The organism is Variovorax sp. E3 (assembly GCF_016082275.1).
Lineage (GTDB): Bacteria > Pseudomonadota > Gammaproteobacteria > Burkholderiales > Burkholderiaceae_C > Variovorax.
The window spans coordinates 1-19,619 of record NZ_MOWM01000154.1; the positions used below are offsets into that span (position 1 = coordinate 1).

Here is a 19,619-nt window from a genome sequence, read left to right on the forward strand (position 1 = left end):
CCTGCGCCGCGCGCTCGTGCTGCTGGCCGACCACGAACTCAACGCATCGACCTTCGCCGCGCGGGTGACGGCATCGACCGGCGCGTCGGTCGCCGCCTGCCTGCTGACGGGCCTTTCCACATTGACGGGGCCGCTGCACGGCGGCGCCGCCGCAGCGGTGCAGGCGCTGATGCGCGATGCGGCCGGCGCCGATGCCGAGGCCGCGGTGCGCGACTGGCTCGCGCACGACCGCACGCTCGCGGCCTTCGGCCACCCGCTCTATCCGAACGGCGACGTGCGCTGCGGCGCGCTGCTCGCGAACATCGCACTGCCGCCGGCCTTCGCCGAACTGCGCGGGGCCGGCGAGAAGCTGCTCGGCGAAGCAGTGAACATCGACTTCGCGCTGGCCGTGCTCGCCGCCGTGCACAAGCTGCCGGCCGGCGCCACGCTCACGCTGTTCGCATTGGCGCGCACCGTCGGCTGGACGGCGCATGTGCTGGAGCAGCAGGCCAACGGGCAGTTGATTCGACCGCGTGCGCGCTACACGGGGCCGATGCCCGCCTGAGGGCTACTTGTCGAGTCCCGCGAGGCAGACGTATTTCACTTCGAGGAAGTCGTCGAGCCCGTACTTCGAGCCCTCGCGCCCCAGCCCCGATTGCTTCACGCCGCCGAAGGGCGCCTCGGCCGTCGACACGAGCCCTGTGTTCACGCCCACGATGCCCGACTCCAGCGCCTCGGCCACGCGCATGATGCGGCCGATGTCGCGCGCGTAGAAGTACGCGGCAAGGCCGAACTCGGTGTCGTTGGCGGCGGCAATGGCTTCTTCTTCGGTGTCGAACGCGAAGATGGGCGCGAGCGGGCCGAAGGTTTCCTCGCGCGCGAACAGCATGTCGGCCGTGGCGCCGCCGATCACGGTCGGCTCGTAGAACAGGCCGCCGAGCGCATGGCGCTTGCCGCCCGCCAGCACCTTGCCGCCCTTGGCCACGGCGTCGGCCACGTGCTCCTCGATCTTCTCGACCGCCTTGCTGTCGATCAGCGGGCCCTGCGTGACGCCGGCCTCGGTGCCGTCGCCGACCTTCAGCGCATTGACCTTGGCCACGAGCTTTTGCGTGAACGCCTCGAGCACGCCGCGCTGCACGTAGATGCGGTTGGCGCACACGCAGGTCTGGCCGGTGTTGCGGTACTTGGAGACCATCGCGCCTTCCACGGCCGCATCCACGTCGGCGTCGTCGAACACGATGAAGGGCGCGTTGCCGCCGAGTTCGAGCGACAGCTTCTTGATGGTGTCGGCCGACTGCTTCATGAGCGTGCGGCCCACCTCGGTGGAGCCCGTGAAGGTGAGCTTGCGCACGATGGGGCTGCGCGTCATTTCGCCGCCGATCTTGCTGGCCGAGCCGGTGAGCACCGACAGCAGGCCCTTGGGCACGCCCGCGCGTTCGGCCAGCGCGGCAAAGGCCAGCGCCGAGAACGGCGTCTGCGTGGCGGGCTTGACAACCATGGCGCAGCCCGCGGCCAGCGCGGGGCCGGCCTTGCGCGTGAGCATGGCGGTGGGAAAGTTCCACGGCGTGATGGCGGCCGTGACGCCCACGGGCTGCTTGAGCGCGAGGATGCGGCGGTCGGCCTGCGGTGCGGGAATGGTGTCGCCGTACACGCGGCGCGCCTCTTCGGCGAACCACTCGATGAACGACGCGGCGTAGGCGATCTCGCCGCGGCTCTCGGCCATGGGCTTGCCCTGCTCGCTGGTCATGAGGAGCGCGAGGTCGTCGACGTTGGCCAGCATCAGGTCGTTGAGCTTGCGCAGGATGGCCGAGCGCTCCTTGGCCGGTACCTTGGCCCAGGCCTTCTGCGCCTTCTCGGCGGCGGCGATGGCGCGCACGGTCTCGTCGGTGCCGCACATCGGCACGGTGCCGATCTCCTGGCCGTTGGCGGGGTTGGTCACGGCTACGGTGGCGCCGTCGTCGGCGTCCACCCACGCGCCGGCAATGTAGGCCTGCTGGCGCAGCAGGGTCGGGTCCTTGAGCTGGATCTGCATCTTTGAAAGTCTCCGTGTGCTTGTATGAAGGCAAGGGGCGAAAAAAGCCGAAGGCCGAGCGGACCACGCCGCCGGAGCGGGCGCAAGCGGCGCACCGCAAGTCCGCGCGGCGGGCTCGGGTTTGAAGCGCGACGAGAGCCCAGCGGGAGGCCCATCCTGCCTCATTGCATAAGGGCTATTGGGGATAGGTCAGGTGCCGGTCAGCCCTTAAGATCGCGGCCTTTTTACCCCCTCTCGGAGACGAAATGAAGAAACTGTTCGCCCTCGCGGCGATTGCCGCCGCAGCTGTCGGTGCTCACGCCCAGGACTTCCCCGGGAACAAGACCGTCACGCTCGTGGTGCCTTTCGCCGCCGGCGGCCCGACCGACCGTGTGGCGCGCGACCTCGCCGAAGCCATGCAGAAGACGCTCGGCACCACCATCGTGGTGGACAACACCGCGGGCGCGGGCAGTTCCATCGGCACGGCCAAGGTGGCGCGCGCCAACCCTGACGGCTACACGCTGCTGCTCAACCACATCGGCATGTCGACGATGCCGGCGCTCTACCGCAAGCTGCCCTTCAACGTCGAGACCGACTTCGAGTACCTGGGCATGGTCAACGAAGTGCCGATGACCCTGATCGGCAAGCCCGGCCTGCCCGCCAACAACTACAAGGAACTGACGACCTGGATCGCCGCCAACAAGGGCAAGATCAACCTGGGCAACGCCGGCCTGGGCGCCGCGTCGCACCTGTGCGGCCTGCTGTTCCAGAGCGCGATCAAGGTCGAGATGACGCCCGTGCCGTACAAGGGCACGGCCCCGGCCATCGCCGACCTGCTGGGCGGCCAGATCGACCTGCTGTGCGACCAGACGACCAACACCACGTCGCAGATCGAAGCCAAGAAGGTCAAGGCCTACGCCGTGACCACGGCCAAGCGCCTGACCACGCCGGCCCTGAAAGACCTGCCGACGCTCGACGAGTCGGGCCTCAAGGGTTTCGAAGTGACGATCTGGCACGGCGTGTACGCGCCCAAGGGCACGCCCGCGCCGGTGCTCAAGAAGCTCAACGAAGCCATCAAAGCCGCCATGAAGGACCCGGGCTTCATCAAGCGTGAAGAAGCGCTGGGCGCGGTGATCACCACCGACAAGCGCACCGAGCCGGCGGAACACAAGAAGTTCGTCGCGGCCGAAATCGCCAAGTGGGGCCCGATCATCAAGGCTGCCGGCGTGTACGCCGACTGATCTTTTCAGGCTCAAAAAAAAGCCGCCGGTCCTTTCGGGCCGGCGGCTTTTTTCATCGGTGGCTACTTCGGCCGTATCGCGTCGGCCGTCCCCTGGATGAAGGCCTTGATGCTCTCGATCTCCTCGCCCGAGAGCTTGCCCGTGAAGTCGGGCATGCCGCGCGCCATGGCCGGGCCCTTCAAGATGAACTTGTCGAGGTTCTCGATGTAGGCCGCGTCCAGGTAGCCGAGGTTGGGGATGTTGCCGCCGCGGTCCACACCCGGCACGCCGTGGCAGAACACGCAGTTGCTCACGTAGAGCATGGTGCCGGCCTGCACCTTGGCGGGGTCGTACTTCACGCCCTGCACCAGCTTGTCCATGCGGTACTGCACGAAGTCCGGCATCTTGGCCGTGCCGCCCACCGCGAAGGTGTAGACCGTGCCCGGCCCCTGCCGCTCGGTGGCGCGCTGTGCCAGGCCGTACACGCCGCCCCAGCCCACCGCGACCGACACGTACTGCTTGCCGTCGACCATGTAGGTCGAGGGCGCCGCCACCACGCCGGTGCCGGTGGGCGTTTCCCAGAGCTTGTCGCCGGTCTTGGCGTTGTAGGCCAGCAGGCGGCCGTCGGCCGTGCCCTGGAACACCAGGTTGCCGGCGGTGGTGAGCGTGCCGCCGTTCCAGGGCGACACGTAGTCCACGCCCCAGGCTTCCTTCTGCGCGACCGGGTCCCAGGCCACGAGGCGGCCGAAGGGCTTGCTCTTGGGCGGCTCGACGTTCGCGAACTTGGCCAGGTTCCAGCCCAGGCCCGCGTGCGGGCGGCCGGGCACGTCTTCGTTGAACTTCCAGTCCTTGTCGTCCATCAGGTTGATCGGCACGTGCTGCGACGGCAGGTAGGCCAGGCCGGTCTGCGGGTTGAACGACATCGGGTGCCAGTTGTGCGCGCCGAACGGGCCGGGAATGGCGTCGTTGGGCTTGGTGCCGTCGCGCGCGGCGGCCACGCCGATGGGCCGGCCGTTCTTGTCGTAGCCCGTGGCCCAGTTCACTTCGGTGAAGTTCTTCGCCGAGATGAACTTGCCGTTGGTGCGGTCGATGACGAAGAAGAAGCCGTTCTTGGGCGCATGCAGCAGCACCTTGCGCGGCTTGCCGCCCACCTTCATGTCGGCCAGGATCATCGACTGCGTGGAGGTGTAGTCCCAGTTGTCGCCGGGCGTCTCCTGGTAGTGCCACTTGTACTTGCCGGTGTCGGGGTCCAGCGCCACCACCGAGCCCAGGTAGAGGTTGTCGCCGCCCTTGGGGCTGCGCGCCTTGTGCGACCACGGCGAGCCGTTGCCGGTGCCCACGTACATGAGGTTGAGCTCCGGGTCGAAGGCGAAGCTGTCCCACGCGGTGCCGCCGCCGCCGGCCTCCCAGTACTTGCCCGACGGGTCCCAGGTCTTGGCGGCCTTGGCCATCGATGCGTCCTCGAAGGGCTTGCTCGGGTCGCCCGGCACCACGAACCAGCGCCACTTCTGTTCGCCCGTCTTGGCGTCGTAGGCGGTGACGAAGCCGCGCACGCCGTACTCGGCGCCGCCATTGCCGATGATGACCTTGCCCTTGAACACGCGGGGCGCGCCGGTGATGGTGTAGCTGCCCTTCTGGCCTTCGAGCGTGTCCTTCTCCCAGACCTTCTGGCCGGTGGCGGCGTCCAGCGCGATGAGCCGGCCGTCGAAGGCCGCCACGTACACCTTGCCTTCGTGGATGGCCACGCCGCGGTTCACCACGTCGCAGCAGCCCTTGTAGCCTTTGGACTTATCGACCTGCGGATCGAAAGTCCACAGCTTCTGCCCGGTGCGCGTGTCGATGGCGTGCACCACGCTCCACGAGGCGGTGACGTACATGATGCCGTCCACCACCAGCGGCGTGGCCTCCACGCCGCGCGTCGACTCCAGGTTGTACGACCAGACCAGCCCCAGGTCTTTCACGTTGCCCGCGTTCACCTGGTCGAGCTTGCTGAAGCGCGACTCCGAATAGTCCAGCCCGACGCTGGGCCAGTCGGGCGTTTGCTTCTGCGCCGCGTTGGCGCGGATGAAGTTGCCGTCGACGCGCTTCGTGGCGCTCGCGGCGCGGTCTTGTGCGTTCTGGGCCGTGGCCGCGGTCGAAATGCCCAGGCACAGCAATGTGCCGGCGAGCATGCGCAGCCCGACGTGTGTTTTTGTCATCGCAGGTCTCCTTTGTGCCGCAAGGATCGTCCGCGCGGGCCTTGTGTTCACCCCCGGGATTTCCCCAGTCCGGTGCTGTTCCATTGCGGAACACATTCGCTGCTGGTCCCGGATCCAGCGAGGCGGCGAACCCCATGTCCCTACAGAAGTTCGACAGGCTCGGCACGGCGGATGCGCCGCGCCAACTCTTTGCCAGCACGCCCGCGCAGCGTGTGGCGCTCGCGCGGCGGCAGTTCTTCGAGGAAGGCGTGCGCCCCTCGGGCCTCGTCGGCGAGGCGGTGATCCAGTCGTGGATGCGCTGCAGCCGCACGCATGCGACCGCCAGCGCATCGTGCCCTTCGACGCGGTCACGCCCAGCCGCCTGCACGCCACGCTGTCGCGCAACCGCGAGCTGCTCGAGGTGGCGCGCCAGGAACTCGCGCAACTGGAGAACATGCTCGCGGGCACCGACTGCCGCGTCCTGCTGACCGACCGCGACGGCGTGGTGGTGCACGTCACCGACCAGCCCGCCGCCGCGCACCAGCCGGTGCTGCGCAAGACGGCGCGCGTGGGCGTGAACATCTCGGAGCGCATCGTCGGCACCACCGCGCCCGGCATCGTGGCCAGCACCGGGCTGGCCTGCACGGTCGACGGCGCGGAGCACTACTTCGACGTGCTCGGCCACATGCAGTGCGCCGCCGCGCCGATCCGCGACGTCACGGGCCAACTGGCCGGCGTGCTCGACCTCACGGCGGAGGCGCGGCGCTTCGGCTTCGACGCGGCGTCGATGGTGGCGCTGTATGCCACCACCATCGAGAACCGGCTGCTGCAGGCGCAGTCGCGCGACCACCTGATCCTGCGCTTCCAGGCGAGCCCCACGCTGCTGGGCACGCCGCTGGAGGCGCTGGCCGGCATTGCGCCCGACGGCACCATCGCGTGGCTCAACAACGCGGGCGCGCGGCTGCTGGGGCGGCTGCCCGAGGCGGCCGACGAGCGCGATGTCGAATGCCTGCTGGGGCACGACCTGGCAAGCCTGCTGCGGCTGGGCCGGCGCGAGGCGGCGCAGCCGCTGCGGCTGGCCAGCGGCCTGGGCGTGTGGATGCAGGCGCAGCTGAAGGGCACGGACGGCGCGGACTTCCGCCACGCGGTCGCGATGCCGGGCGAGGCGGCGCCGATGTCGATTGCGCGCGGCGCGGAGCCCGCCGCCGCTGAAGCCTGCATTGCCGCCACGGACGACATCGAGCACACGCCGCACGCTCCGAACACGGAGACGCTGCGCGAGCACAGCCGCAAGCTGATCGAAGACACGCTGGCCGCGCACGGCGGCAATGTGTCGCAGGCGGCGCGGCAGTTGAATGTGTCGCGCGGCACGCTGTACCGGCGGTTGCGCGGCTGGCGCGATGAAGGAGCCAACACGCCGCCGGCCGGCCCGTGAGCCGGGCTCGGGCTCGGGCTCGGGCTCGGGCTCGGGCTCGGGCTCGGGCTCGGCCGCGTCTTGCTAGACGCCTGCCTGCGCCGCGTCCGACTGCTCGCGTGCGTACTGCGTCGGCCGCAGCCCGACATGGCGGGTGAAGGCCACGCTGAACGTGCTCGCGGAGCTGTAGCCGACGCGCTCCGCGATTTCGGCGACACCGCCTTCGTTGCGGCGCAGCAGGTCCTTGGCCAGCGCCATGCGCCAGGCCAGCAGGTACGCCATCGGCGCCAGGCCCACCTCGCGGCTGAAGCGCTCGAAGAACGACGAGCGGGAGAGCGCGGCCTCCTTGGCCAGTTCGACCACCGTCCATGCCCGCGTCGGCTGCGCATGCATCGCGCGGATCGCCGCCGCGAGGCGCACATCGGCGAGTCCGCGCGCCAGGCCCGGCGATGCCGCCGTGCCCGACGCCGAGCGCAAGGCCTCGATGAGCAACACCTCCAGCAGGCGCGCGAGCACGACCTCGCGCGCGGGCCGCTGCGCGTGAGACTCCTCGCGCACGAACTGCACGAGCGTTGCCAGCCGCTGTTCGCCGCGCACGTGAACGAACTGCGGCAAGAGCGACACCAGCAGGGCCGCATCCGGTGAACCGAAGCTGCAATGGCCCGCGAGGATGCGCAGGTCGGTCGGCCCTTGCGGCGCACCGATCCTGAACAACCCCTCGCCCAGCGCGACGGGCATCGAGTCGAGAGTGACCGCGCCGGCCGGCGGCTCCAGGCTGGACATGGTGACGCCGAAGGCCGCGGGCACGAGCACGAAGTCGCCCGCCTGCAGCTCGATCGGCTCGTGCCCGTCGAGCGCGAGGCGGCAGCCGCCTTCGAGCACCGCGCAGTAGAAGGGCTGCCCGGCGTCGGAGCGGCGGATCCGCCACCGGCCCGCGCCGACGACGTGCTTGGAGAACCGGGCGGCCGGCTGCAGCAGCGTCACCACCTCGGCCAAGGGATCGGTCATGGCCGGACTCTCGAACATCAGTTATGGACTCAGGATGGTAGCAAGTACGACCGGTGCCACCTATCGTGAAGGCATCGTCATCCACACCAAGGAAAACACTTCATGAAAACCGTACTGATCAGCGGCTGCTCTTCCGGCTTCGGCCTGGAGACCGCGCGCCACTTCCTGGCGCAGGGCTGGCACGTGGTCGCCACGATGCGCACGCCGCGCAACGACGTGCTGCCGCCGTCCGAACGCCTGCGCGTGCTGCAGCTGGACGTGACCGATGCGAGGAGCATCCGCGAGGCCGTGGACGCGGCGCTGGCCGCGGGCCCGATCGATGTGCTCGTCAACAACGCCGCTTCGGCGCGCCTTCGCCCTTCGAGCTCACGCCCATGGACACGGTGCGCGCGCTGTTCGAGACCAACACCTTCGGCACCATCGCGCTCACGCAGGCGGTGCTGCCGCACATGCGCGAGCGCAAGTCCGGCGTCGTGGTGAACGTGACCTCCAGCGTCACGCTGAAGCCGCTGCCTTTGGTCGGCATCTACCGCGCGGCCAAGGCAGCGGTGAATGCGTTCACCGAGTCGATGGCCGGCGAGCTCGAACCCTTCGGCGTGCGCGTGCGCATTGTGCTGCCCGGCTCCTCGGGCGAGACGAGCTTCCGCGACACCGCGCGCACGCGCCTGCGCGGCATCGACGACGCGGCCTACGGCGGGTTCATGCAGGAGACCATTTCCCGCATGCTCGCGTCCACCGGCCCGGGCACGCGCGCGCGGGACGTGGCCGAAGCGGTGTGGCGCGCGGCCACCGATCCGTCGGCGCCCCTGCGCATTCCGGCAGGGGCGGACGCGGTGCAATGGGCGGCCGAAGAGGCGCAAGCCCGCTGAAGATCGAAAGGCTCAGGTCGCCGCGGAAACCCGTGCGGCTCGCGCGGCCTGCGCGCGGCGCGCCTTGGCATCGGGCTGCAGCGGCCGCAGGTATTCATGCAGCGCCAGCGCGGCGGCGCCCACCGCCGGCGCCAGCGCGCCGTAGCGCGCGGTGCGCAGGTCCGGCGCGGGCATGCCGGCGCGTTCGGCGTGCCGGTGCACGTTCTCGAACGCGGCCTGCGCAAAGCCGCGATGGTCGGCGCAGGCCTTGCCGCCCAGCACGATCGCGCGCGGGTTGAACGTGACCCACAGGTTCTGCAGCATCACGCCGAAGAAGGCGGCGGCGCGCTGCATGTCGCAGCCTTCGCGCTGCAGCACGCGCGAGCCGAAGAAGGCCTCGGCGCAGCCGCGCCGCCCGCACGAGCACAAGGGTCCGTCGAGCTCGAGGATGGTGTGGCCGATTTCGCCGGCCATGCCCTGCGCGCCGGTGAAGAGCCGGTCGTTCAGCACCACGCCGGCGCCCACGCCCACGTCGCAGTTGACGAAGATCAGCGGGTCTTCGCCCTCCTGGCCTTCCCCTGCCGCGAACTCGTACTCGCCGAGCGCGGCCGCATCGGCGTCGTTCTGCAACTGCACCGTGACGCGCGGCAGGCCGACAACGGCAAAGGCCTTCTCCAGCGCCGGCAACAGGCTCACGTTGCGCCAGCCGAGGTTGGGCGCGAAGCTGACCTCGCCGGTGCAGTCGTCCACCGCGCCGGGCACGCACACGCCGATGCTCGACAGGCTCAGGCCGAGTTTGTCGAGCTGCGCGTTCGCGGCGGCGGCCATGCGCGCCACCTGCGCGCACACGCCGGCCGGCGCGCCGTCGGTCAGCGCCTGGGTGTCGTCGTACAGCACCTCGCCCTGCAGCGACACGCACACGAGGCGCACCGTTTCCACGGCGATCTCCACGCCCATGAGCGCGCGCACGCCGACGTCGATCTGCAGCGGCGTCGAAGGCCGCCCGAGCCCGTCGGCCACGGCCGCGCCCGATTCGCTGAGCCAGCCTTCGTCGATCAGCTCGCGCACCAGCAGGCTCACGGTCGACTTGGTCAGGCCGCTCTCGCTCGCGAGCCGCGCGCGCGACAGGCCCGGCTGCGCGCGCAGCAGCCGCAGCAGCACGCTGCGGTTCATGCGCTTGAGCAGTTGCTGGTCGCCGATGGTCTTCACGTCAGGCCATCGCGGCGGTGTCGGCGTGGGGGGCCTGCGCCTTGCCCTCGGGGCGCTTGCCGGCAATGATCATGCCGAGCACTTCGTCCTCGGTGACATCGGCGGTGCGGTAGGTGCCCACGAGCTTGCCGTTCTTCATGACGGCCAGCCGGTCGCTCAGCGAGAACACGTCGGGCATGTCGTGCGTGATCAGGAAGATGCCCACGCCGTCGGCCTTGAGCTGCTTCACGAGCCCGCCGACCATCGCGGTTTCTTCGGGGCCGAGCGCGGCGCAGGGCTCGTCCATGATGAGGATGCGCGCGTTGAAATACAGCGCGCGCGAGATGGCCACCACCTGCCGCTGCCCGCCCGACAGCCGGCGCACGGGCACGCGGATGTTGGTGAAGTTCTTGTTCAGGCGGTGGAACACCTTGCGCGCCTGCACTTCCATGAAGTGGTCGTCCAGCGTGTTCCAGCGCGTCATCTTCTCGCGGCCGAGGAAGAGATTCGACACGGAGTCGAGGTTGTCGGCCAGCGCAAGGGTCTGGTAGATGGTCTCGATGCCTTGCGCCTGTGCTTCGGCGGGGGTGCGGATGTTGACCTTCTCGCCCGCGATGAGCGTGTCGCCCGAGTCGATGGGGTAGGCGCCCGCGAGCATCTTCATGAGCGTGGACTTGCCAGCGCCGTTGTGGCCCAGCAGCGCGACGACTTCGCCGGGGTACAGGTTCACGCTCACGCCGTCCACGGCCTTGACGCCGCCGAAGGCCTTGCGAATTTCGCGCAGCTCGACGAGCGGTTGGGAGGTATCGATGTCGGCCATGTCAGTTTTCCCCGAACTTGCGGCGGTACAGAACGTCGAACACGACGGCCACGATCAGCACCTGCCCGATGATGACCATGCGCTTGCCGATGGGCACGTCCAGCAGCAGCATGCCGCTGTCCAGCGACTGCATGATCAGCGCGCCCAGCACCGAGCCGAAGATCGAGCCGCTGCCGCCCGCCAATGCGGTACCGCCGATGACGGCCGCCGCGATCACATAAAGCTCCATGCCCGTGCCCAGCGAATTGGTGCCCGCGTTGAGCCGCGCGATCGACACGATGGCCGCGATGGTCACCAGCACCGCCAGCAGCGCGAACAGCATCAGCGTGACGCGCTTGACCGGAATGCCCACCAGCGCCGCCGCGTCGGGGTTGCCGCCCATCGCGAACACATAGCGCCCGAAGCGCGTGCGGTGCACGATGAACGACAGCACGATGGCCACCGCCGCCCAGATCAGCACCGGAATCGGAATGCCCTGCGGCTCGCTCTTGGACGAGATCTGGTAGTTGTTCATGACCCAGGCGAAGCCGAACACCACGGCCACCGGCACGGCGGTGATGAGCACGTCGAGCCACAGCGCCTCGGTCGGCATGTCGTAGCGCTGGCGCGCGCGGCGCTTTTGCAGCATGCGCGCGAACAGCACCACGGCCACGAGGCCCGCGAGCACCCAGCTCGCGGTGACGCCGATGCCGCCGTCGTAGCCGCCGCCCAGGCGCTGGAAGAATTCGTCGTTGACCGGCTGCGTCTTGCCGTCGGCCACCAGGAAGGCCGCGCCGCGGAACGACATCAGGCCGCCCAGCGTGACCACGAACGAGGGCACGCCCAGCACCGCCGTGAGCCAGCCCTGGTAGATCGACACCAGCAGCGCCACCGCGAGCCCCGCGAGGCAGGCCGTGGGCCACGACCAGCCCGAGGTGTATTGCAGGTACGCGATGAGCACGCCGACGAAACCCATCACCGAGCCCACCGACAGGTCGATGTGGCGCGCCACGATGATCAGCACCATGACGGTCGACACGATGCCGACCACGGCCGTCTGCTGCGCGACGTTGTACAGGTTCTCGGGCGAGAGGAACACGCCGCCCGACATGACGCTGAACACCACGGCCATGACGACCAGCAGCAGGCACATCAGGATCAGCCGCAGGTCCAGGCCCGTGCGGCGCCACCATCCGGGTGTTGGATTGCTCATTTTTTCAGACCCCCTTGGGACAACGGATGCGCAGGCCCTTGCCAGCCGGGCCCGCCAGGGGCCGGCCGGTGGAGCGCTGCGCGAATGACCGGGCTTGCGTGCCGGCCTGTTACTTGCAGGCCGCGGGCGCGCTGGCGCCCGTCACACCCTTGCACAGCTCGTCCTTCTTGATCCAGCCGGCCTTGACCACGACGTCGAGGTTGTCGCGCGTCACGGGCACGGGCGTCAGCAGGCGCGACTGCAGCGAGACCTTCTTCGGACCCGAGTTCCAGGTGCCGGCCTTGTCGACCGGCTTGCCCTGCGACAGCGCGATGGCGGCAATGGCGGCTTCGCGGCCGAGCTCGCGCGAGTCCTTGAAGATGGTCGCGGTCTGCGTGCCCAGCGCGATGCGGTTGAGCGCCGCGAAGTCGGCGTCCTGGCCCGACACCGGAATGCCGCGCAGGCCCTTGGCCGTGAGCGCCGCCACGGCGCCGCCGGCCGTGCCGTCGTTGGCCGCCACCACCGCGTCGACCTTGTTGCCGTTCTTGGTGAGGATCTGCTCCATGTTCTTCTGCGCGACCTCGGGCTTCCAGCCTTCGGTGTATTCGTCGCCCACGATCTTGATGTCGCCCTTCTTGACGGAGGCGTCGAGCACCTCCTGCTGGCCCGCGCGCAGGAAATCGGCGTTGGGGTCGCTCGGCGAGCCCTTGATGATCACGTAGTTGCCCTTGGGCTTGACCTTGAGCACCTCGCGCGCTTCCATGCGGCCGACCTCGACGTTGTCGAAGGTGATGTAGAAGACGCCGGGCGCCTCGATGAGCCGGTCGTATGCCACCACGGGCACCTTCTGGCGCGTGGCCTTGGTCACGGCGGGCAGGATGGCGTCCTTGTCCATGGCCAGCACGATGAGCGCCTTGGCGCCCTTGGACATGAGGCCTTCGATGTCGCCCAGCTGCTTCTCGGGCGAGCCGCCCGCATCGGCACTGATGTACTTGGCGCCGAGCTTCTCGAGTTCGGCCTTGATGGCGGCCTCGTCGGTCTTCCAGCGCTCTTCCTGGAAGTTGGACCAGCTCACGCCGACCACGGTCTGCGCCAGCGCGCCCACGGCCGTGAGACCGAAGGCCATGGCGGCCAGGGTGTGTTTCAGTTGCATCGATGTCTCTCCAGAGTTGGTGCGCCCCACAGGCATCAGCCAGGTAAGAAATTAGTTAGTTTGAAGGGCGAACTAACTATCCCATCGCTGCCGCGTGCTGGGCATCCGGGGTTTCCCGGAGCGCGCGGCACGCATGAAAAAGGCCGGGAGGGCCCGGCCTTGGTGCTGTTTGCGGCACCGTTTGCGGCACCGCTTTCGCGATCATCAATCGCGCGCACGCGCGGCGTTGCGCAGGTCGCGGATCTGGTCGTGGTTGCGCTGCGCGCCTTCGGCCTGCGCCGCGACCACGCTGCGCACGTCGGCCGGCAGGTTCTGCTTCAGGGCCTTGCGATAGCGCGCCACGGCCGTGTCTTCACCGCGTTCGCACGATTCGAGAATGGAGAGTTCGCTGTTGGCGCCCAGCGAGCCCTTCACGTGCACCCAGCCGCGATGCAGCGCGCCGCTGGCGGTGCCGCCCTCGGCCGGCTTGCCGCCGTACGCGGTGATGAGCGCGACGAGTTCGCCCTCGGCCTTGCGGCATTGTTCGGCGCGGCTGGTGAACAGCAGCTTGGCCTCGGGGCTCTTCACTTCGTCGGCGCAGGCGCGAAAGCCGTACTCGCCGTCGCGCGAGTTCTCCAGCAGGTCGTTGAGCACGTCCACCACGTCGTCGTTGGCCAGCACGGGGCCGGTGGTCTGGAGGGTGTCGATGGGTGCGTCGGTGTATGCCATGTCGGGTCCTTTCAATGGATGTGGAATTGCTGTCTGTCGAAGACCCATCGTTGAAAGAACCACCCGGGCGCGGCGTCGTCCCATCGGGCGACACCGCGTAGGCGAAGGACGACCCGCCTCAGCCCAGGCGCCAGGCCTGCGTCCACACGGCGATGCCGTCGAGCAGTTCGTCGAGCGCCTCCTCGTCGGTCCGGCCGCCGCGCTTAAGCACATGGAACGAGTGGTCGGCGCCGTCGATCTCCAGCACGGTGGCCATCGGCCCCAGCGCCCGCGTGGTGGCCTCGAAGGGCGCGGGCTCGGCCAGCGTGTCGCGCGGGCCGTGCGCGAAGAGCATCGGCACGTCGACATCGCCCAGGTGCGCCGCGCGTTTTTCGGCGGCGGCCGGCGCGCCCGAGGGGTGCAGCGGAAAGCCCAGGAAGATCAGCCCGTGGGCGCCGGGCAAGGGTTCCAGCGCCTGGGCCTGCGATGTCATGCGCCCGCCGAACGACTTGCCGCCGGCAAACAGGCGCAGCCCGCCGAAATGCGCCGACGCGCAACCGACCGCCGCGCGCACCGTGGCATGCGCGAGCGCGGGCGCGTCCGTGCGCTTCTTGCCCTGTTCCATGTAGGGGAACTGGTAGCGCAAGGTGGCGATGCGGCGCTGCGCCAGGCCCTCGGCCACGGCCTGCATGAACGGGTGCGTCATGCCCGCGCCGGCGCCGTGCGCCAGCACATAGCAAGACTCGGGCGCGGGCGGCGACACGGCGAGCGCGGACACCGCGATGCCGGGCGCACGGCGATGGAAAGGGGCTGGGTGGGGTGGGTGGTGGAGGTCACGGCGCTAGTGTGCCAACACACGCGCCTCGCCAACATCCGGCTTCGGCGCCGTCCGACACGCGACGGCCTGCATCCGCTGTAAATTGATGTTTCAACGACCGGTGGCATCCCCGCCGGTTTTTTTCCGGCCCCTTGTCCTGGACCTTTTTCTTGGAGTCACCGTCGTGAGGCACTGGTTGATGGCGATCGGCATGGTCGGCTGCTGCGGCATCGCGCTCGCGCAGCCCGGCTGGTTCACCGTGGTCGGCGATCCGCTGGACAAGGCGGCGGACACCGTGCAGGTCGACCCCGACCGCGTGGCGCCCGCCGAGAGCGCGAACGCGAACGCAACGTCGAAGGCCATGAACCTGCGCGTGAACCGCTCGGCGCCCCGGTTCAACTGGGAAGGCATTCCGTACCGCTCGTACGAATCGCGCGTGGTGTTCGACTGCCAGTCGCGCCGCGCCAGCTACGTGGCCGCGCGCTTCTACATCGAGCCGCTGTGGCAGGGCGAGCCGCACCACGTGGCCGACTACGGCGCCGACCCCAAGCCCATGCTGTTCAAGGACATGAAGATCAACCCGACCCTGCGCATCGTGCGCGCGGCGTGCAAGCCGCGCACGAGCTAGGCCCCTCGCCCGCGAAACAGCCGGCCGCCTTTCAGAGCTGCGACGACAGCAGCGCCGCCAGGTGCTCCATCGCCTTCTCTCGCAGCGGCCGGTTCTTCCACGCCTCGTAGTCCAGGCGTTTCGACTGCCGCAGGTCGGCCTCGAACTGCGCGGTCTGCCCGGCGGCGAAGGCCTCGTCGTAGATGTTGAGGTTGGCCTCGTCGTTCAGGCGGAACGAGCGGTTGTCGAAGTTGGTCGAGCCCACCGACACCAGCAACCCGTCGACCGTGAACACCTTGCAATGGAACATGGTCGGCTGGTATTCGCTGATCTGCGCGCCCGCCTCCAGCAGCGGGCCCCAGGCCGCGCGCGAGGCGCCGCGCACGGTCTGCGAATCGATGATCGGCCCCGGCGTGATGATGCGCAGCCGCACGCCGCGCTTCATGGCCGCCACCAGCGCGCCCACCGTGAGGTCGTCGGGCACGAAGTACGCGCTCGACAAATCGATGGTCCTGGTGGCCGCCGCGATCGACAGCAGGTACATGAGGTGCATGCTCTCGCTGCCGCCCGAGGGCGAGCTGCTGAACATCTGCGCGCGGCCCTCGCCCGCGGCGGGAATCGCCGGAAAGTAGCGCTCGCCGTGCAGCACGTCGCCCGACACCTTGACCCAGTTGTCCATGAACACGGCCTGCATCTGCGCCACCACCGGCCCCTCGACGCGGTAGTGCGAGTCGCGCCAGTGCTCGGCGTCCTGCGCGTGGCCGGTCCACTCGGGCGCGATGCCCACGCCGCCGGTGAAGCCGATGCGCCCGTCCACCACCAGCAGCTTGCGGTGGGTGCGGTTGTTCATGCGCGCGATGTCGTACCAGCTCGGCTTGTGGAACTTGCGGATCTGGACGCCGGCGCCTTCCATCTCGCGGACGAAGTCGGCATCGACCTTGGCGCTGCCCACCCAGTCGAGCAGCACGTGCACCTTCACGCCCGCGCGGGCGCGCTCCGACAGCGCGTCGGCGAAGGCGCGGCCGATGTCGCCCGACCAGTAGATGTAGGTCTCGAAGGTGATGCTCTGCTTCGCACCGCGAATGGCCGCGAGCATCGGCGCAAAGATCTGGTCGCCGTTCTGCAAGGCCTCGAAGCGGTTGCCGCCGGTGATGGGCGGCCCGAGCATCACGCCCAGCGCGCGCTGGTACTGGGCGTCGTGCAGCGCGTATTCGCGCCGGACCTGCTCGTCGAGCTTCTTCTCGCCGCTGGCCAGGTTCAGCGCCAGCAGCGTGGCGGCCAGCGTCAGGACGAAGGTCCAGACAACGGCCTTGAACGTCCCGCGGTGGCGCACGTCAGGACGCCGTGAAGGCTCAGTCGATCAACTGCGTCTTGATCGCGTAGTAGGTCAGGTCGCTGTTGGTGGAGAGGTTCATCTTCTCCATCAGGCGCGTGCGATAGGTGCTGATGGTCTTGACCGACAGCGACAGCGCCTCGCCGATGCTGCCCACCGACTCGCCCTTGGCCAGCTTCAGGAACACCTGGAACTCGCGCTCCGACAGATGCTTGTGCGGCGGCGCGTTGTCCTTGCGCTCCAGCTGGCCCGCGAGCAGCTCGGCCACCGAGGGCGAGATGTAGCGCCGGCCCAGCGCCACGGTGCGGATGGCCTTGGCGATTTCTTCCGGCTCGCATTCCTTGTTGAGGTAGCCCGACGCGCCCTGGCGGATCAGGTTCACTGCGTAGTGCTCCTCGGGATAGCCGCTCAAGATGAGCACGCCCAGGTCGGGCGCCTTGGCGCGCACCATGGCCAGCGCGTCGATGCCGCTCTGCCCGGGCATCGAGAGGTCCATCACGAGCACGTCGATGTCGGCGGTGCGCACGAGGTCGATGGCTTCGCGGCCGGAGGCGGCCTCGCCGACCACGCGGAAGTCGACGAAAGTGGAGAAGAACGCCTTGAGGCCTGTGCGGACGACGGCGTGGTCATCAACGATGCCGATCTTGATCATGGTGCTGCTCCTGCTTGAACGATGCGCGCCGTTTGGCGCGATAGGGGAGCGACGATGCCACAGCCCGATGCCCCCGGGAGCCCCCAAACGCAGGTTGCGGCGTTGTCCTGCACGGCATTGCCGCATTGGCTGTCGCTGGCGTCGGACGGGGGCGACGCTTCAGGCAATCGCCGGGTAATGCCCCGTGCCCTCGGGCCAGGGCGTCAGCACCTCGAACCCGTCTTCCGTCACCGCCACCATGTGCTCCCACTGCGCCGACAGCGAGTGGTCGCGCGTGACCACCGTCCAGCCGTCGGGCAGCTCGCGGGTCTCGCGCCGGCCGGCGTTGATCATGGGCTCGATGGTGAAGACCATGCCGGCCTCCAGCCGCAGGCCCTGGCCGGGCTGGCCGTAGTGCAGCACCTGCGGGTCGTCGTGGTAGATCTGGCCGATGCCGTGGCCGCAGTACTCGCGCACGACGCTGAAGCGCTCGCGGTGCGCCACGCTCTGGATCGCGTAACCCACGTCGCCCAGCGTGGCGCCGGGGCGCACCTGCAGGATGCCGGCGCGCATCGCCTCGTAGGTGGTGTCGACCAGCCGGCGCGCCAGCGGGCTGGGCTCGCCCACGAAGTACATGCGGCTGCAGTCGCCGAACCAGCCGTCCTTGATGACGCCCACGTCGATGTTGATGATGTCGCCCTTCTTCAGCACCTTCTGCGCCGACGGGATGCCGTGGCACACCACGTGGTTGACCGACGTGCACACCGTTTTCGTGAAGCCGTTGTAGCCGACGTTGGCCGGAACGGCGCCCTGCACGCCGACGATGTGGTCGTGGCAGATGCGGTCCAACTCCTCGGTGCTGCGCCCGCCTTGACGTGCTCGCCGATGACGAGCAGCACCTCTGCCGCGAGCCGGCCCGCCGCGCGCGCCATCGCGATGTCGTCGGCCGACTTGAGCGTGCCCGCCGCCCTCATGCGCGCGCTCCGGCCACCTTGCGCACGGCGGGGAGCGCGGCGGCGGGTGCCGGCGGCGCCGCCAGCGCTTTGGACACCGTTTCCAGGTCGAAGCCGCCCGCCTGCTCGGCGCGGATCAGCAGCTGGCAGATCTCGCGGTGGTCCAGCGCCGGGTGCAGCTCGGCCAGCATGCCGATGCGCATCCAGTGCTCGGCCTGCGCGTTGATGGAACGGCTCAGCGCGTTGCCCGCGATACGCAGGTTCTCGTGCATGAGGTCTGAAATCTTGACGATGCCCATGGCTCTTTGAATATATGAAACGTATACGAATCATATAGCATCGACCGACGCCTCGCCGTGTCGCCCCACGCGCCGGGAAAACTCTGGGGACAGTTTCGGCACAAGGCCCCTGTTATCCACAGCGGGGCCGGCTGCCTCCGAGTTGTCCTGTCTCCAGGACGACCCGAAAACAGAGGTACACACAGTGACGCACGCATGACAAGTCGTTGTCAGCCAAGGAAAAAAGCGCCCTGTCCACAGAGCGGGTTTACCCTTATCTACTACTACTAAATTAAATAAGAAGAATAAATAAGAAGAAAGGGAAGAGGCCTCAGGCGTCCGGCCGCGCTCGCGCCATGGCCGACGACAGCTCCGATGCGCCGCGCTCGCGCAGCGCGTCGATGGCGCCGCCCAAGTCGCGCGGCTCGCGGTTCTGGCCCAGCTTGCGCTTGCCTTCGAGGCGCGTGATCTCGACCTCGAGCCCGACGATCATCTTGAGCATCTGGCCCAGGTAGTCGGGCGACGCGTCGGCCATCTTCCAGGGGCGCGGCTCGCTCGCCTCATGGCGGCGCGTGAGCCGGCCGACGATGCCGCGCACGAACTTCTCGTCATCGACGACGCGCAGCCGGCCGTGCGCATGCACGACCTCGTAGTTCCATGTCGGCACATGGCGATGCGTCTCGTGCTTGCTCGGATACCAGCTCGGCGAGATGTAGCCCTGCGGTCCCCGGAACACGACCATGACTTCCGCGCCCGCAGGCAGGTCGGACCACAGCGTGTTGGCGCGCGCGATGTGAGCCTGCAAGGTGCCGAATTCGCCGCGCCCGGCGTCCAGCTCGAACGGGATGTGGTTGGCGTCCAGCCCCGTGGCGGGGTGATGCGTCACGAGCGTGCCGAACGGGTGCGCCTGCATCAGGCGATGGAGCTCCTCGGTGCGGGCTTCGGCGAAGTGGGGCGGCAGGTACATGTCGTGGGGCCTCGGTGGGGTTGCGCGATGGCGTTGGCAAGCCCGACTGTGCCGCCTCCATGGCATGATGAAAATGGCCAATTCCGATCAATTCAGCTGGACCAGTTCACGACATGGCGACACGCCCGGCTTCACAGGACCACCGGGGCCGAGGCCGCGCGCTGTACGAGGAAATCAAGGCGCTCATCCTCGACGGCACTTACGGCAGCGGCACCGGCCTGGCGTCGACGCGCGCCTGCGCCGCCGAGCGCGGGCTCTCGCGCACGACCGTGTCGACGGTGTACGAGCAACTCGCGGCCGAGGGCTTCATCGAGACGCGGCCCGGCGCCAGCAGCCGCGTCGCCGCCGGCGCCATGG

General features: G+C 68.9%; 17 protein-coding genes and 3 pseudogenes. 6 read left to right on the forward strand and 14 right to left on the reverse strand.

Annotated elements, in window-relative coordinates; all coding sequences use genetic code 11:
* Nucleotides 1–544, forward strand: a 544-nt coding sequence (locus BMG07_RS33475; protein ID WP_307867186.1) for a citrate/2-methylcitrate synthase, incomplete at its 5' end; no start/stop codon positions are given.
* Between the two features lie 3 nt (nt 545–547).
* Here BMG07_RS33475 and BMG07_RS33480 read toward each other — a convergent pair.
* Nucleotides 548–2,011: an NAD-dependent succinate-semialdehyde dehydrogenase gene (locus BMG07_RS33480; protein WP_198088113.1), complete on the reverse strand. Its 1,464-nt coding sequence runs from the start codon at nt 2,009–2,011 to the stop codon at nt 548–550.
* A 245-nt stretch (nt 2,012–2,256) separates the two neighbouring features.
* Between BMG07_RS33480 and BMG07_RS33485 the strand changes: the two genes are divergently transcribed.
* Nucleotides 2,257–3,231 (forward strand): tripartite tricarboxylate transporter substrate-binding protein, encoded by a 975-nt coding sequence (locus BMG07_RS33485; protein ID WP_198088114.1) that lies wholly within the window; start codon nt 2,257–2,259, stop codon nt 3,229–3,231.
* Between the two features lie 62 nt (nt 3,232–3,293).
* Here BMG07_RS33485 and BMG07_RS33490 read toward each other — a convergent pair whose 3' ends face one another.
* Complete coding sequence (locus tag BMG07_RS33490; RefSeq protein ID WP_198088115.1) at nt 3,294–5,408, reverse strand: PQQ-dependent dehydrogenase, methanol/ethanol family; 2,115 nt, start codon at nt 5,406–5,408, stop codon at nt 3,294–3,296.
* A 134-nt stretch (nt 5,409–5,542) separates the two neighbouring features.
* Between BMG07_RS33490 and BMG07_RS33495 the strand changes: the two are divergent.
* A pseudogene (locus tag BMG07_RS33495) lies at nt 5,543–6,822 on the forward strand (helix-turn-helix domain-containing protein).
* A gap of 63 nt (nt 6,823–6,885) precedes the next feature.
* Here the strand turns inward: BMG07_RS33495 and BMG07_RS33500 are convergent.
* Nucleotides 6,886–7,809 carry an AraC family transcriptional regulator gene (locus BMG07_RS33500; protein WP_198088116.1) on the reverse strand — a complete coding sequence of 308 codons (924 nt, stop codon included), beginning with the start codon at nt 7,807–7,809 and terminating at the stop codon, nt 6,886–6,888.
* Between the two features lie 102 nt (nt 7,810–7,911).
* Here BMG07_RS33500 and BMG07_RS33505 point away from each other — a divergent pair.
* Nucleotides 7,912–8,678: pseudogene (locus BMG07_RS33505) on the forward strand (SDR family oxidoreductase).
* 12 nt (nt 8,679–8,690) lie between these two features.
* Here the strand turns inward: BMG07_RS33505 and BMG07_RS33510 are convergent.
* The 6 genes from BMG07_RS33510 to BMG07_RS33535 form a co-directional block, all read right to left on the reverse strand.
* The gene (locus BMG07_RS33510) at nt 8,691–9,866 is read right to left on the reverse strand and encodes an ROK family transcriptional regulator (RefSeq protein WP_198088117.1); all 1,176 of its coding nucleotides are present in this window, start codon (nt 9,864–9,866) and stop codon (nt 8,691–8,693) included.
* Nucleotide 9,867: 1 nt separating this feature from the next.
* Nucleotides 9,868–10,665, reverse strand: a complete 798-nt coding sequence (locus BMG07_RS33515; RefSeq protein ID WP_198088118.1) for an ATP-binding cassette domain-containing protein — start codon at nt 10,663–10,665, stop codon at nt 9,868–9,870.
* 1 nt (nt 10,666) lies between these two features.
* The gene (locus BMG07_RS33520; RefSeq protein WP_198088119.1) at nt 10,667–11,857 is read right to left on the reverse strand and encodes a sugar ABC transporter permease; all 1,191 of its coding nucleotides are present in this window, start codon (nt 11,855–11,857) and stop codon (nt 10,667–10,669) included.
* Between the two features lie 109 nt (nt 11,858–11,966).
* Complete coding sequence (gene xylF, locus BMG07_RS33525; protein WP_198088120.1) at nt 11,967–12,989, reverse strand: D-xylose ABC transporter substrate-binding protein; 1,023 nt, start codon at nt 12,987–12,989, stop codon at nt 11,967–11,969.
* Nucleotides 12,990–13,193: 204 nt separating this feature from the next.
* Complete coding sequence (locus tag BMG07_RS33530; RefSeq protein WP_198088121.1) at nt 13,194–13,697, reverse strand: PA2169 family four-helix-bundle protein; 504 nt, start codon at nt 13,695–13,697, stop codon at nt 13,194–13,196.
* A gap of 118 nt (nt 13,698–13,815) precedes the next feature.
* On the reverse strand, nt 13,816–14,454 hold the full coding sequence (locus BMG07_RS33535; RefSeq protein ID WP_307867187.1) for an alpha/beta family hydrolase: 639 nt from the start codon (nt 14,452–14,454) through the stop codon (nt 13,816–13,818).
* Between the two features lie 223 nt (nt 14,455–14,677).
* On the opposite strand from BMG07_RS33535, the gene BMG07_RS33540 reads away from it, so the two are divergent.
* Nucleotides 14,678–15,121, forward strand: coding sequence for a surface-adhesin E family protein (locus tag BMG07_RS33540; RefSeq protein ID WP_198088122.1), 444 nt, complete (start codon nt 14,678–14,680; stop codon nt 15,119–15,121).
* Nucleotides 15,122–15,152: 31 nt separating this feature from the next.
* Here BMG07_RS33540 and BMG07_RS33545 read toward each other — a convergent pair whose 3' ends face one another.
* From BMG07_RS33545 to BMG07_RS33565, 5 genes and pseudogenes are all read right to left on the reverse strand, one after another.
* On the reverse strand, nt 15,153–16,433 hold the full coding sequence (locus BMG07_RS33545; RefSeq protein WP_198088123.1) for a phospholipase D-like domain-containing protein: 1,281 nt from the start codon (nt 16,431–16,433) through the stop codon (nt 15,153–15,155).
* A 19-nt stretch (nt 16,434–16,452) separates the two neighbouring features.
* Nucleotides 16,453–17,085 carry a response regulator transcription factor gene (locus tag BMG07_RS33550; protein WP_198088124.1) on the reverse strand — a complete coding sequence of 211 codons (633 nt, stop codon included), beginning with the start codon at nt 17,083–17,085 and terminating at the stop codon, nt 16,453–16,455.
* A gap of 159 nt (nt 17,086–17,244) precedes the next feature.
* Nucleotides 17,245–18,038 (reverse strand): annotated as a pseudogene (gene map / locus BMG07_RS33555) (type I methionyl aminopeptidase).
* Nucleotides 18,035–18,316: a ParD-like family protein gene (locus BMG07_RS33560; RefSeq protein WP_198088125.1), complete on the reverse strand. Its 282-nt coding sequence runs from the start codon at nt 18,314–18,316 to the stop codon at nt 18,035–18,037. The pseudogene map and the gene BMG07_RS33560 overlap by 4 nt, the downstream one beginning before the upstream one ends.
* A gap of 310 nt (nt 18,317–18,626) precedes the next feature.
* On the reverse strand, nt 18,627–19,262 hold the full coding sequence (locus BMG07_RS33565) for an FMN-binding negative transcriptional regulator (protein ID WP_198088126.1): 636 nt from the start codon (nt 19,260–19,262) through the stop codon (nt 18,627–18,629).
* Nucleotides 19,263–19,375: 113 nt separating this feature from the next.
* Here BMG07_RS33565 and BMG07_RS33570 point away from each other — a divergent pair.
* Nucleotides 19,376–19,619: GntR family transcriptional regulator (locus BMG07_RS33570; protein ID WP_198088127.1), on the forward strand; the 244-nt coding region annotated here is incomplete at its 3' end.